Source organism: Halomonas sp. CH40 (genome assembly GCA_041875495.1).
Taxonomy (GTDB): Bacteria; Pseudomonadota; Gammaproteobacteria; order Pseudomonadales; family Halomonadaceae; genus Vreelandella.
Map to the genome: position 1 here is coordinate 1,817,738 of CP112982.1, position 13,922 is coordinate 1,831,659.

Genomic DNA, 13,922 nt, shown 5'->3' on the forward strand with positions numbered 1-13,922 from the left:
ATCAATGGCTACACCGATAAGGAAACTATTATGATCGTTCGCAATATTGAAGAAGCGCGCCAGACAGATCGTCTTGTCAAAGCTGAAAATGGCAACTGGGATAGCACGCGCCTGGTGTTAGCCGCTGATGGTGGTGATTTTTCCTTCCACATCACGCGTATCTACGAAGGCACTGAAACGCATATCCACTACAAACATCATTTTGAATCTGTGTATTGCATTGAAGGAGAAGGGGAAGTCGAAACGCTGGCAGACGGCAAGATCTGGCCAATCAAGCCGGGCGATATCTACGTCCTTGATCAGCATGACGAGCATCTGCTGCGGGCCCACAAGACCATGCATCTGGCCTGCGTTTTCACGCCGCCGATTACCGGCACTGAAGTACACCGTGAAGATGGCTCCTATGCACCCGCCGATGAGTGAAATAGAGTAGCTATCTGATAAATAAGCCCGCCTGTCGATACTGGCGGGCTTATCTTTTTTAGCGCTTTTCAAATACCAGAGTGATTTCACCCAGCGTCAGACCAAATTTACGCATGGCAGTGCGGTTGATCAGTTTTCCATCGGGTTGCAGGTACATCCAGTCATCCATGGTGAAGGTCAGCGTTCGACCACTGACTTCGATATCCAATGGGTAGCGCATGTGAAAGGCATTACCGTATTGCTTAGCTTCTACGTTGCCTTCTACATCATTGGCTGAGCCATTCCAGGTGTGCTCGTCAATCCGTTCGAATGTCCATACCCGTCGATCGGTTTCACCGTTGGCAAACACAAAGGCTTCATCCAGCACCAGGGTATCGCCATCGTAAGTCCCTTGGATATCAACGGTGAATTGGCGCTGAATTTCACCGCTATAGTCCTGTACGATTCCCCAGGCGCGGGTGTCGCCTTCAAAGTAGTCGGCGATATCCAGGGTGGGCGTGTTTTCTGCATATTGTTCGATATCAACACTGGAGCAACCGGTTAACAGCACGATTGCCAGCGCCAACACGTTCCAACGCCAAAAACGGTTTAACTGGGCCATGGGGTTCTCCTGATGACAGCCAAGGTTAGATGTTTCAAAACCATACATTGTACAGGAGTTGTCGAGCAATGCTTTACCTGAGTGATGCTTATAAATGGATCACCCATTAGTTCGCATAATGTATATTATGTTAAATAAGATAGTGTGATCTACCACTTGTTCATAATATAATCATGATGGCGTTGGACAAGCTTGCCATCAACTCCTTATCATTCCTTCTTCGTTGATCAAGGATATCGTCTACTATGCGCAAAGGTTGTTCATGGATGGCCGTCTTGCCTACCTCCATCAACAGACGTGCCCCCAGCCTCTTGCTGGGAACCCTGCTAGCCGCCCTGCTAACCGGGTGTGCCGCTTTTATACCTGAGCAACCTCAGGACGACGCGCCCAAGCCGCTGAGCACAGAAGCGTTTGATCGGCGGATTGATGAATTAGCGTTATCCCTTCAATCGCAATGTGATACCTCCACGCTGTTAGATAATCAGCAGCGCCAGGCGCAGCGCATGACGGCTGATGTGCGTGAAATTGGCAGCTTGCTAAGACGACTCAACGATAAAGTGGATGATCTGGCGTTGGCGGCGCCTCAAATAATTGCGTCGGGCGCTCAACAAGTAAGCGTCGGCGAAGCATGCAGCCAAGAGAATTCACCCAGTGGCGACAAAACCCTGGTGGGCCGCAGTGAATGGATCGGTTTGCCTCATTTAGGCACCTACCTTAAAGCGCGTATTGATTCTGGTGCCAATACGGCATCGCTTTCTGCCAGGGAAATCACCCCTTTCGAACGTGACGGCGAGGATTGGGTACGTTTCAAATTGGCACTTAATGACGATGATGTCGTCGTAGAGAGTGTTAAGGATAAATGGTTTGAAGCCCCGGTTGAACGTCGGGTCAAGGTGTTACAGGCGACAGGTGAAGATTCGCGCCCAGTAATTTCACTACTGATCACCTTGGGGCCGATTCGTCAGCATGCCGAATTTACCCTCAACGACCGTACTCACCTCAATTTCCCTGTACTGCTGGGCAGGCGCTTTTTGCTTGATATTGCGCTTATTGATGTGGCCGAGAGCTACCTGCATGAGCGGCCAGAATTTTCTGGCGGCGCTCCCTCTGAACAAGCGGTCAATGATCAGTCATCAGACACGGATATGAGCGACGAGTAACCGCCTAATGTTCTGATTGGCTACCTAACCAAGGAAGCAAGATGTCACGTCTCCCCTTCTATTTTATCGTTGGGCTTTTATTGGTCGCCGGCATCGCCATGAGTGTACAGCGCCATTTGCAGTTTGAAATCCCCTGGTTGCCTGGCAAACAGCAAGAAGTCTGGGAGGTTGAAGCCATGATCAACTTCAACGCCCAGAATGGGCCGGTTGAAGTCAACTTTGCGCTGCCTTCCCATCAGCAAGGGTTTCGGATACTGACTGAAAATACCGCGTCGTCCGGTTATGGGCTCGCCTACCAGGTCAATGAGTTGGGCCGCCGGGCACAATGGTCGATTCGCCAGGCCAGTGGCTCCCAGCAGCTGTATTATTCAGCCCAGATACTGATATCACCGGATGCGCGTGCGCCTCAGCAATTACCACCAGAGCTCCCTACTGCAACAGTTTGGGAACGCCCCTATGACACGGCTGCCAGTGAAGTCATTGAACGCGCCTGGTCACGCAGTGCCAATAATGCGTCGTTTGCACGGGAATTAATCCGCGATGTGAATGGCGAGCAGCAAGGTGAAAACGCTCGGTTGCTGCTGACCCAGTTTGAGCCCGGCGAACTGATCGTAAGGCTACTGGGTCAGGCTGATGTCAAAGCGCGCACCATCAGTGGCCTGTTGCTTGAAGACGGCCGACGCCGCCAGACATTGACCGACTGGATTCAGGTCTACAGCGAAAACGATAAACAATGGTGGTTATTTGACCCGGAAACCGGCGAACAGGGAAAACCTGACAATTTATTGTTATGGGAAACAGGCGGCCAAGCCGTACTGGAAGTATTGGGCGGAACGAATTCGCGGGTGACCTTTTCCATGTTGACCCACTCCCAGCCTGCTTCTGCGGCGGTGCGCAACCATCTCTCTGAAGACACCCTGCTCAACTTTTCAATTCACAGCCTGCCGCTTGAGGAACAGGCGCTGTTTCAGACAATCCTACTGATTCCGATTGGCGCGCTGATGGTGGTTTTCCTGCGTGTACTGGTAGGCATCAAGACATCCGGTACCTTCATGCCTGTGCTGATTGCGCTGGCCTTTATCCAGACCACGCTTCTGACCGGGCTAATTGGCTTTTTGCTAATTGTTGCAGTGGGCCTAGTGATCCGTAACTACCTGTCCTATCTCAACCTGCTGTTGGTCGCCAGGGTTTCAGCGGTGATTATTACAGTGATAGCGATTATCTCGATCTTTTCGGTTGTCGCCTACCGGATGGGGCTTAATGCGGGGCTTACGATTACCTTTTTCCCGATGATCATCCTGGCCTGGACAATAGAGCGCATGTCGATCCTGTGGGAAGAGGAAGGCCCCAAGCAGGTGCTGATTCAAGGGGGCGGCAGCCTGATTACCGCTGTTTTGGCCTTTCTGGCGATGAACAATCCTATCGTACGCCACATTACTTTTAACTTTTTGGGCGTCCAGTTAATCTTGATGGCGCTGATCCTGTTGCTGGGGAACTATACCGGTTACCGCCTGCTTGAACTGCGGCGTTTCAAGCCTATCACCGATGATGAGCCCTCGTGATGGGGATTTTGAATCAGCTGACGCTGCAGTGGACATCGCCTTCACGCCTGCGTGATAAAGGCATTATCGGCATGAATCGGCGTAATATCCGCTATATCGGCCGCTACAATAACCGTCGTCTCTATCCGCTGGTGGATGACAAACTCAAGACCAAACTGCTTGCCCAGTCCCATGGCGTCACCTCACCGGCTTTAATTGGCACGGTGGAAACCCAGTTCGGTATCAAGCGGCTGGGAGCCATCTTGCAAGGGCACAGGGGCTTTGTCGTCAAACCGGCCAAGGGTAGCGGAGGCAAAGGCATTCTGGTGATCGAACAGTGTGACGGCCAGGCATTTATCAAGCCTAGCGGCGCCCGGCTATCGCTGGTTGATATAGAGCGCCACGTATCGAATATACTTTCTGGCCTTTACTCTCTGGGCGGTTCACCGGATGTTGCCGTCATCGAAACCCTGATCAATTTCGACGAGAGCCTGCTGGCCTACACCTATGAAGGCGTGCCGGATATTCGTGTGATCATTTTCAAAGGCTACCCGGTAATGGCCATGATGCGCCTTTCAACCGCCGCATCAGATGGCAAGGCCAACCTGCACCAGGGGGCGGTCGGTGTCGGGCTGGACATTGCCAGCGGATATGCACTGCGCGGCGTGCAGTTTGACCGTCCTTGTCAGCGCCACCCGGATACGGATCATGATCTGGCCGGGCTTAAGGTGCCGCATTGGCAAACCCTGCTCAACCTGGCGGCCAGCTGCTATGAAATGACAGGTTTGGGTTATCTGGGCACCGATATGGTACTTGATCGTGATCATGGCCCTATGCTGCTGGAACTGAATGCGCGCCCGGGGCTGGCGATTCAGATGACCAACGGGGAAGGTTTGCGACCGCGCCTGGGTCTGATCGAACGTCAACCGGAAGGCGTGGAGCCTCAGGCCAGAGTCGCTTTTGCCCAGCACCACTTTGCGCGGCGCAGCGAGCTCGTCAGCAGCACTGACACGCTGGGCGTAAACACGTAAACTGATTTTGATTTTTTTATTTAGCCACCTAGAGTCGTTGCATGCCTCAGACTACTGCCTTGATCCAGCAAGCTGCTAACCAATGCCAGTCACGTGGCGTACGCTTCACCCCTATACGCCGTAAAGTGCTGGAATTGATAGCCCACAGCGGTGGCGGTCTGAAAGCCTATGATCTGCTCGATCAGCTCTCGACTGAGCATGCGGCCGCCCGTCCGCCAACGGTTTATCGTGCGCTGGATTTTCTGATAGAACAGGGCCTGGTGCATCGCATTGAATCGCAGAATGCCTATGTGGCCTGCGCCTGCCCTGAGCATACCCACGGTTTTCAGCTTTTGATCTGCCGCGTTTGCGGCTACGTGGAAGAGCTGCATCTTGACGATATCGGGGCGCAACTGGCGGCCAAGGCGGATGATAAGGGTTTCAAGGTAGAGCGCCAGACCATAGAACTGCAAGGCCTGTGTGCTCGCTGCCAGCCAGCGGCTGAATAAATCAATCCAATATCGGCAGCCCCGCACTTTCGCTATCATCATTATTTTAAGAGAGTCTTATGTCGACCCTGTTCAAACAGCTAGAGCCGACCGAACCAGCCATTGACCTGCCTGACCTGAATACTCTGCTGGATGCCATTAAGTTCAACGAGCAGGGCCTGATTCCCGCTATTGCCCAGCAGTTTGATAGCGGTGAAGTATTGATGATGGCCTGGATGAACCGAGCAGCGCTGGATGAAACGCTGCGTACCGGGCGGGTTTGCTATTATTCGCGTTCACGCGGGAAGCTATGGCGTAAGGGGGAATCTTCCGGTCAGCAGCAGCGCTTGAAATCAGCGGCGCTGGACTGTGATGGTGACACCCTGCTGGTTCAGGTGGATCAAACCGGCCCTGCCTGCCACTCGGGGCGACGCAGCTGTTTCTATATTGAGCTTGCTGATAACAGGGTGGAAATTAATGCCCAGCCGCTTATCGACCCCGCTGAGCTGTATGGCAAGGCTTGAGTTCTCACTACCGAGAGTATGGCGTGCAGTCACTAAGGGGCTAAAACGCGCCTTGGTGCTATTGCTGGTTGGGCTGATCCGCCTTTACCAGCTGGTGATCAGCCCGCTGCTTGGGCCGCGCTGCCGGTTCTGGCCGAGCTGCTCGTCCTACACTATAGAAGCGCTACAAGTACATGGCCCGTTCAAGGGCGGATGGATGGCGATCCGGCGTATCATCAAATGCCATCCGGGTAACCCCGGCGGCATGGATCCTGTGCCCGGTGGGCGCAGCGAAGAACTATGCAGTGAAGAACTATGCAGTGAAGAACTACGCCGGGAAGATAATTGCGCGGATAACCATCAAGAGGCTTCAGACAGGAAAGCGCCTTAGCTTGACTGTTTAGCAACGCTATAAATACGTTCCAGCATGGCATTCAGGCCATTACTGCGGGTCGGCGACAGATGCTTGTCTAGCCCCAGATCCGCCATGAAGTGGGGCGGCGTATTCTGAATGTCATCCGCGCTGCGTTCGCTATAGATACGCAGCAATACGGCAATTAGCCCAGAGACAATCGCAGCATCGGACGTCGCCTTGAAGGTCAGCTTGTCGCCCTGCTGTTCATGGATCATCCAGACATTGGATTGACAGCCCTGAATCTTGTTTTCCTCTGTTTTCAATGTGTCTGGAAATTCAGGCAGCTGCTTGCCCATATCAATAATGTATTGATAACGATCCATCCAGTTATCAAATATCTCGAACTCTTCAACTAACTCTTGCTGGGCTTGCTCAGTACTCATGATAGCTCTCTACTCGTGTCAGTTGGATGCTTTATAAACGACTTTGTGAACTTGGGGAGATTATAACGCGTATCGCCTAACTCGGGCGATGTTGAGTGTAAACGGTGGCGCTGTTGTTCATGGTGCCACTGCTCGTCTTCGTTGTGTAAATATCGGGAAGTGGTTTCCAGCCGCGCATGGCGGGCACTTTCAGCCAGGTAGCGCAAACTGATACCGGCCTGGGCCTGGTGGGTAATTGCCGTATGACGCAGCCAGTGAGGCGTGGCATGGCGTAATGCCTCTATCTGGGCCTTGCCGCCGCCCTCCTGTTCCAGCGCATCCGCCGCTTGCTGAAAGGTGGCGCGGATCAGACGATAGAGCTGATTATCGCTGATGCTGCGCTGGCCATTCAGTGAGCGCAACAAGGGGGTGTCTTCCTGGAATAGCGGCTGGGGCGTCAACCCCAGTGCTTCTCTCCATTGTGCCAGGTGGCGCATGAAATCATCCGGAACTGGCACCTGGGCCAGTTTGGCGCCCTTGCCGGTCACCTCCCACCACCAGCGCCCTTCCCTTTGGTAGATATCGCCCATGTTTGCCGCGGCCATTTCGCTGATGCGCGGGGCCAGCAGATAGGCAAAGGCGAAGATGATCCGGCGGCGCGCCTGCTCAAATTGAACGCGCGAGTGGCCGTCTACCTCCCGCTGTAACCACATCCACAGCCAATCCCACAGGCTTTTTTCCAGATAGCGCTCAATCCTCGGCGCCTGATTGTTCAGGCGCCGGGATTTATCGCGCATCAAGCGAAACGGGTTGTGGCTCACCCAGCCAGCTTCTACCAGCCAACTGAACATACCTTGCAGTATAACCAGGCTCTGGCGGCGGCTGGAGGCTGACAACGGGCCGCGAAAAGGTCGCCACTCTGGGTGCTGCCTGGGTTTTGAAGGCCCAACCCATAACGTACTTGGCTGCGGGTCTGCCAGAAAGGCCTCAAACGCCTGAAGCACTGCACGATCAACATCATTCAGGCTCAGCTGTTGCGGGGCAAGCCATAACAGCAAACGTTCCGCTTCGCGCTGGTAGGCGCGCCAGGTTTGCGGGCTGGCAGTATATTCACTTAACCAGTGGGTGACAGCATCGACGTCGCTGCGGGCCTTGATACGCAAAGCCGCGTGACGGTGCGGCTTGCCAGGCAACCATTCGGTGCGTAACGCATTGTTTTTACTGAAACTGACAGCACCTTGAGATTCCAACCCTGTATCCACGCCCTGCCCCTTTGAATGCTGGTGTTTTGATAACCTGAAGATCTCTATCACACCTATGAACCATACATTACGGACAGTGCCATTACTGCTGAATAAATTCAAGATAAGAAGGGTAATCTTGAATTTATCTTTTTAAAATAAATATTATTACATAATACGTAATATGTAATTTACGCTATTTGTGCACCATCGCTAGCAAAAATCCGTTATAATCACGGCTAAATCCAGCTGCCTCAGGAGCAACGAATGGCGCGCAATGGCATCCAGTACAGTGACGTACAACAGGCAATCGATGAACTTCTGACCCGGGGCGACACCCCCAGCGTGCAGCGTATCCGCGATGTATTGGGCACCGGCAGCTTTACCACCATCAGCGAGCATTTCCGCCACTGGCGTCACGAACGCGAACAGAACAAGGATGTCCCTCCGCCTAAAGGCGTGCCTGAAGTGGTGGTAACGACAGCTTCAGAACTATGGCGTCAGGCACAGGAAGCCGCCCACCAGGGGCTTTTGCATTACCGGGAAGAAGCTGACAGGAAGGTGGCTGATGCACAGCAGACCGTTGAGCAGGAAAAGCAGAAAGCGGCGAATGCTGAACAGCGGGAAAATGCGCTGACGGCGCATTTACGCCATATCGAGGAACAGCTAAGCAAGGCCACCGCGGCGCTGGCCCAAGCTCAGGCCCATGCCCAGCACTGGGAAGTGGAATCCCAGCGCCATGCCAGTGCCCATGATCAGGCGGTGAAACAGCTCAATGACGTACACCAGCAACTGCAGGACAGCACAGATCGCCATCAGGCAGAGATGCACCAACAAGAGCAACGCCTGGAACAACAGCTAAAGCAGGAACAGCAGCGTAATGAAACCACTGAAGCCAGACTGATGGGCCTGCTGGATAACACACGCCAAGAGCGTGCCACTGAACAAAAAGCCCTGAATAAAAAGTTACAGCAGCAGGAAGAACGTCTCGTAAAGCTTCAGTCCTCTTTAAAAGACGAGCAGCAGGCGCGCCAGGAGTTAGCATCCAGGCTGGCGCTGACGGAGCAATCGCTGGAAGAAAAATCACGCCTGAACGAGCAGTTGCAACACCAGCTAGCGCAACATCAGACTCAACTGGAATCGGCCCGGCAGGAACAAGAGCGTTGGCAGCAGCAGTATACTGCGGCGCTCAAGCAGCAGGATGACCAGTGGCAGAAGGACATTATGCATAGCGTGCAGGCGTTACAGCGCCAGATGTCGACACTGCCCACCCGCCTGAGCGGTGACGGCAAGCCGCAGGATGCTGAGGAATCATCCGAACAGACAGTCAATAATGAGCCATCAAAGTCATAAAAAAGGCGCCAAGCTTTTAAAAGCAGGCGCCTGATTTGAACTAGATTTGAACTTTTGAACTATTGGCTCAGCCCATAGCGGCTGGCGTGACGCCTAACGGTAATAGGCGTTGGTGGTGTCGGTATGGTCGGTCACATCGCGGATACCCGCCAATTCAGGGATGCGTTCCATCAGGGTTTTTTCCACGCCATCCTTCAGGGTCAAATCCACCGCAGCGCACCCTTGGCAACCGCCGCCAAAGGCCAGAACCGCCACATTATCACCGGTCAGCTCAATCAGCTTGATTTCGCCACCATGAGCAGCAAGGCCAGGGTTGATCTCGCTGTATAGGGTATAGTTGATGCGATCTTCCAACGGGCTATCGGCGTTGACCTTGGGCATCTTGGCATTGGGTGCCTTGATGGTCAGCTGGCCACCCATGCGGTCGGCGTTGAAATCGACAACCGCTTCTTCCAGAAATGCCAAGCTGTTCTTGTCCAGAAAGGCATTGATCTTCTCAAGCTCAAGCTTTTCGTCGGTGGGCTCTTCTTCCCCCGGACGGCAGTAGGCCAGGCAGGTTTCTGCATAGGGCGTCCCTGGCTGAGTGATAAAGATACGCACGGCAATGCCTTCAACGTTCTGCTTTTCAAGCAGTTCGGCCAGATATTCCTGTGCGCTGTCGGTGATTTCAATACCTTGGAGTTCTGTTTCGGTCGTACTCATGGGGGTCTATTCCTCTCGTGGCGGTGGCGAAAACCACTTTCACATCAGATTTTTCTCTATGGTAAGCAAAACTCACCGCTGACACAATCCCGAGTATTTTAGTAGGCTTTATACTATGGATACTGTGTCAGGCGCCGCGCTCTGGTAGTATCATGTTTACACTTTTGCTAATTATTAAAATTTTACCATCCTTTTGATGATGGTGATGCTGGAGACTTATTCCTGCCATGTCTGCTAGTGCCTTGACTGCGACTTTAAACGAACGCCTTTCTCAACGTATTCTGATCCTTGATGGCGGCATGGGCACCATGCTGCAGAACGCCGAATTAAGTGAAGCGGAGTTCCGTGGTGAGCGTTTCCAGGATTGGCCCTCTGATCTCAAAGGCAATAATGATCTGCTGGCGCTTACCTGCCCGGATGTGGTGGCACGTATTCACCGTGCCTATCTGGAATCCGGTGCAGATATCATCGAGACCAATACTTTTAACAGCACACGGCTATCGCAATCAGATTATGGCATGGAAGATCTGGTGGTCGAGATCAACCGTGAATCCGCCCGCATTGCCCGAGAAGTTTGCGATGCAGTGGCTCAGGAAACCGGTCAGCCACGTTACGTTGCCGGCGTGCTCGGGCCAACGTCGCGTACCGCCTCACTGTCGCCGGATGTTAACGACCCGGCAAAGCGCAACGTTACCTTCAATGAGCTGTGTACAAACTATATTGAAGCCGCTACTGCTCTGATCGAAGGTGGGGCCGATCTGATTCTGATCGAAACCATTTTCGATACCCTGAATGCCAAGGCGGCCATCTACGCCCTTGAGGAGCTGTTTGATCAGCGTGGTGAGCGTCTGCCGGTGATGATATCCGGCACGATTACCGATGCCTCGGGCCGTACTCTTTCCGGGCAGACCACAGAGGCCTTCTGGAACTCGGTCAGGCATGCCCGACCGCTGTCTATTGGCCTTAATTGCGCGCTCGGTGCTGAAGAGCTGCGCCCTTATCTGGAAGAGCTGGCGACCAAGGCAGACACCTTTGTCTCGGCCCACCCCAATGCTGGCCTGCCCAACGAATTTGGCGAGTATGACCAGACGCCAGAAGAAATGGCCAGCATTGTCGGCGAATTTGCCAGCAGTGGCCTGGTGAACATTATTGGCGGCTGCTGTGGATCCACCCCGGAGCATATCCGGGCGGTGGCTGAGGCGGTATCCGGCGTCAAACCACGCCAGGTGCCCAAGCGCCCGGCGGCCTGCCGTTTGTCGGGGCTTGAGCCTTTCAGTATCGCTTCCGATTCCCTGTTCGTTAACGTGGGTGAGCGCACCAATGTGACCGGTTCGGCGCGTTTCAAGCGGCTGATCGTTGAGGAAGATTACACCACCGCTCTGGAGGTGGCGCTGGAACAGGTTGAAAGCGGTGCCCAGGTGATTGATATCAACATGGATGAGGGGATGCTCGAATCCCAGGATGCCATGGTGCGCTTTCTGAACCTGATTGCCGGTGAGCCGGATATCGCCCGCGTGCCCATCATGATCGACTCTTCCAAGTGGGAGATTATCGAAGCGGGTCTGCAATGTGTTCAGGGCAAGGCAGTGGTTAACTCGATTTCCCTTAAGGAAGGAGAAGCCGCCTTTCGTGAACAGGCCACCAAATGCCGCCGCTATGGGGCTGCTATCGTAGTGATGGCGTTTGATGAACAGGGCCAGGCGGATACGTTTGCACGCAAGACTGAAATCTGTGAACGCGCCTATCGCGTGCTGGTCGATGATATCGGCTTTCCGCCGGAAGACATCATCTTTGACCCCAATATCTTTGCCATTGCCACCGGTATTGAAGAGCATAACAATTACGCCGTTGACTTTATCGAGGCAACCCGCTGGATCCGTGAGCACCTGCCCTACGCCATGGTGTCCGGCGGCGTCTCCAATGTGTCGTTCTCGTTCCGGGGCAATAATGCCGTTCGCGAGGCGATACACTCCGTCTTTCTCTATCACGCCATTCGCGCCGGACTGTCGATGGGAATCGTCAATGCCGGCCAGCTGGCGGTCTATGACGACCTCCCCGGTGAACTGCGCGACGCCGTCGAAGATGTGGTGCTTAACCGCCGCGACGACGGGACCGAGCGCCTGCTTGAGATTGCCGACCAGTTCAAAGGTGATGGCAGCGGCAACGCCCGCAAGGAAGACCTTGAATGGCGCGAGTGGCCCGTCAACAAGCGCATTGAGCACGCCTTGGTTAAAGGGGTTACCGCCTATATCGAGGACGACACCGAAGAGGCCAGAGCCCAGGCCGAACGCCCCATTGAGGTGATTGAAGGCCCGCTGATGGATGGCATGAATGTGGTCGGCGACCTGTTTGGTGACGGCAAGATGTTTTTGCCTCAGGTGGTCAAGTCCGCGCGGGTAATGAAACAGGCGGTTGCCTACCTGATCCCCTATATCGAAGCGGAAAAGACTGAGGCTACCAAGGCCAAAGGCAAGATCGTCATGGCGACCGTCAAGGGCGACGTGCATGACATTGGCAAGAATATTGTCGGCGTCGTGCTGCAATGTAATAACTACGAGGTCATTGATCTGGGTGTGATGGTGCCCGCAGAGAAAATCCTGCAGGCCGCCGAAGAGCATAACGCCGATATTATCGGCCTTTCCGGACTGATTACTCCTTCTCTGGATGAAATGGTTCACGTCGCCAAGGAAATGCAGCGACGCAAGATGAACTTGCCGCTACTAATCGGTGGCGCTACGACGTCAAAAGCGCACACCGCTGTCAAGATCGAACCTCAGTATGAACACCCGGTGATCTACGTCACCGACGCGTCCCGCGCCGTTGGGGTGGCCGGGCGCCTGCTGACAGACTCGCTTAAACACAACTATGTGGTTGAGATCCGTAGCGAATATGAAAAGGTGCGTGAACGTAATGCCAAGCGTCGCCCGAAAGCGGCGGATCTGAGTTACGAACAAGCGTGTAAACGGCGTTTCCGCACGGACTGGACGACCTACACCCCGCCTGTTCCAGGGTTTACCGGCATCAAGGTATTTGATGAATACAACCTTGCAGAGTTGGTCGAACGGATTGACTGGACACCGTTTTTCATGAGCTGGCAGCTGGCGGGTAAATACCCGAAAATCCTGGATGATAACGTCGTAGGGGAAGCGGCACGTAACCTGTTCAGTGATGCCCAGGCAATGCTCAAGAAGCTGATCGATGAAAATCTGATCAAGGCTCAGGGCGTGGTAGGCTTCTGGCCAGCCAACAGCGTTGACGATGACGTGATCGAAGTTTATCGCGACGAGAACCGCCAGGACGTCATCAAGCGCTTGCATCATATTCGTCAGCAGACCACCAAGGGCCGCGATGGCCTGTGCTATAGCCTGGCTGACTTTATTGCTCCGAAAGAGACAGGCACCCCAGACTGGATCGGTGGCTTTGCAGCGACGACCGGCCACGGCGTACAGGCACTTACTAAAGCCTATGAAGCAGCCGGCGATGACTATAACGCTATCATGGTGCAGGCATTGACCGACCGCCTGGCGGAAGCCTTTGCCGAACGCCTGCATGAACGGGTGCGCAAGGAATTCTGGGGCTATGTGCCTGAAGAGTCACTGGATAATGAGGCACTGATTGCCGAGAAATATCAGGGCATCCGCCCTGCCCCCGGCTATCCTGCCTGCCCGGATCATACTGAGAAAACGGCCCTTTTCGAACTGCTTGATGCGCCTCGCCATACCGGCCTTGAGCTGACGGAAAACTTCGCCATGTGGCCCGCCGCTGCGGTATCCGGCTGGTATTTCTCGCATCCGCAATCGAAATATTTTTCGACCGGCAAGATTACCCGCGATCAGGTAGAGGTGCTGGCGCAGCGTAAGGGCATGCCACTCTCCGACCTGGAACGTTGGCTATCACCGGTGCTTTCCTATGAGCCTGCCGAAGAAAAGGCACCCGTGGCGTGAGAGATCGTCAATCATTGCGAAGACATCGCCCTGATAAACAATAAAGTAATAAAAAAATAATTATATATTACTTTGAAGTATATATAGCCCTTGTTAGAGTGTCATGAACCACGCATGGCGTTGAAAACTTTCTCAACGCCATGCCAATGACACCTGCACAGCCTTAATGTGCATTCAGC

The 13,922-nt window shown here is 53.9% G+C and carries 13 protein-coding genes; 9 read left to right on the plus strand and 4 right to left on the minus strand.

Going from position 1 to position 13,922, the window contains the following annotated elements:
• The first annotated feature begins 30 nt into the window (after nt 1–30).
• Nucleotides 31–423 carry an ectoine synthase gene (locus OR573_08380; protein ID XGA81617.1) on the plus strand — a complete coding sequence of 131 codons (393 nt, stop codon included), beginning with the start codon at nt 31–33 and terminating at the stop codon, nt 421–423.
• A gap of 58 nt (nt 424–481) precedes the next feature.
• Here the strand turns inward: OR573_08380 and OR573_08385 are convergent, their stop codons facing one another.
• Nucleotides 482–1,024, minus strand: a complete 543-nt coding sequence (locus tag OR573_08385) for a DUF3833 domain-containing protein (protein ID XGA81618.1) — start codon at nt 1,022–1,024, stop codon at nt 482–484.
• Nucleotides 1,025–1,290: 266 nt separating this feature from the next.
• On the opposite strand from OR573_08385, the gene OR573_08390 reads away from it, so the two are divergent.
• The 6 genes from OR573_08390 to yidD are packed head-to-tail and all read left to right on the plus strand — an operon-like array spanning nt 1,291 to nt 6,117.
• Entirely contained in the window at nt 1,291–2,184 is an 894-nt protein-coding gene (locus tag OR573_08390; GenBank protein XGA81619.1) for an ATP-dependent zinc protease, read from the plus strand.
• 41 nt (nt 2,185–2,225) lie between these two features.
• The gene (locus tag OR573_08395; GenBank protein ID XGA81620.1) at nt 2,226–3,746 is read left to right on the plus strand and encodes an inactive transglutaminase family protein; all 1,521 of its coding nucleotides are present in this window, start codon (nt 2,226–2,228) and stop codon (nt 3,744–3,746) included.
• On the plus strand, nt 3,746–4,756 hold the full coding sequence (locus OR573_08400; GenBank protein ID XGA81621.1) for an alpha-L-glutamate ligase-like protein: 1,011 nt from the start codon (nt 3,746–3,748) through the stop codon (nt 4,754–4,756). Before OR573_08395 ends, OR573_08400 begins: the two co-directional genes overlap by 1 nt.
• Before the next feature lie 41 nt (nt 4,757–4,797).
• A complete protein-coding gene (locus OR573_08405) occupies nt 4,798–5,244 on the plus strand; it encodes a Fur family transcriptional regulator (protein XGA81622.1) in 447 nt (148 codons plus the stop codon).
• Between the two features lie 59 nt (nt 5,245–5,303).
• On the plus strand, nt 5,304–5,747 hold the full coding sequence (hisI, locus tag OR573_08410; protein ID XGA81623.1) for a phosphoribosyl-AMP cyclohydrolase: 444 nt from the start codon (nt 5,304–5,306) through the stop codon (nt 5,745–5,747).
• Nucleotides 5,734–6,117 carry a membrane protein insertion efficiency factor YidD gene (yidD, locus tag OR573_08415; protein XGA81624.1) on the plus strand — a complete coding sequence of 128 codons (384 nt, stop codon included), beginning with the start codon at nt 5,734–5,736 and terminating at the stop codon, nt 6,115–6,117. Before hisI ends, yidD begins: the two co-directional genes overlap by 14 nt.
• On the opposite strand, the gene OR573_08420 is transcribed toward yidD, so the two are convergent.
• Both OR573_08420 and OR573_08425 read right to left on the minus strand, forming a co-directional pair.
• Nucleotides 6,114–6,524 carry a SufE family protein gene (locus OR573_08420; protein ID XGA81625.1) on the minus strand — a complete coding sequence of 137 codons (411 nt, stop codon included), beginning with the start codon at nt 6,522–6,524 and terminating at the stop codon, nt 6,114–6,116. The two genes, yidD and OR573_08420, sit on opposite strands and share 4 nt — an antisense overlap.
• A complete protein-coding gene (locus OR573_08425) occupies nt 6,521–7,696 on the minus strand; it encodes a site-specific integrase (GenBank protein ID XGA81699.1) in 1,176 nt (391 codons plus the stop codon). The genes OR573_08420 and OR573_08425 overlap by 4 nt, the downstream gene beginning before the upstream one ends.
• A gap of 315 nt (nt 7,697–8,011) precedes the next feature.
• Between OR573_08425 and OR573_08430 the strand changes: the two genes are divergently transcribed.
• Nucleotides 8,012–9,097 (plus strand): DNA-binding protein, encoded by a 1,086-nt coding sequence (locus tag OR573_08430; GenBank protein XGA81626.1) that lies wholly within the window; start codon nt 8,012–8,014, stop codon nt 9,095–9,097.
• Between the two features lie 93 nt (nt 9,098–9,190).
• Here OR573_08430 and nfuA read toward each other — a convergent pair whose 3' ends face one another.
• Nucleotides 9,191–9,799 (minus strand): Fe-S biogenesis protein NfuA, encoded by a 609-nt coding sequence (gene nfuA, locus OR573_08435; GenBank protein ID XGA81627.1) that lies wholly within the window; start codon nt 9,797–9,799, stop codon nt 9,191–9,193.
• A gap of 227 nt (nt 9,800–10,026) precedes the next feature.
• Here nfuA and metH point away from each other — a divergent pair, with 227 nt between their 5' ends.
• The gene (gene metH, locus OR573_08440; protein XGA81628.1) at nt 10,027–13,743 is read left to right on the plus strand and encodes a methionine synthase; all 3,717 of its coding nucleotides are present in this window, start codon (nt 10,027–10,029) and stop codon (nt 13,741–13,743) included.
• Nucleotides 13,744–13,922 lie beyond the last annotated feature (179 nt).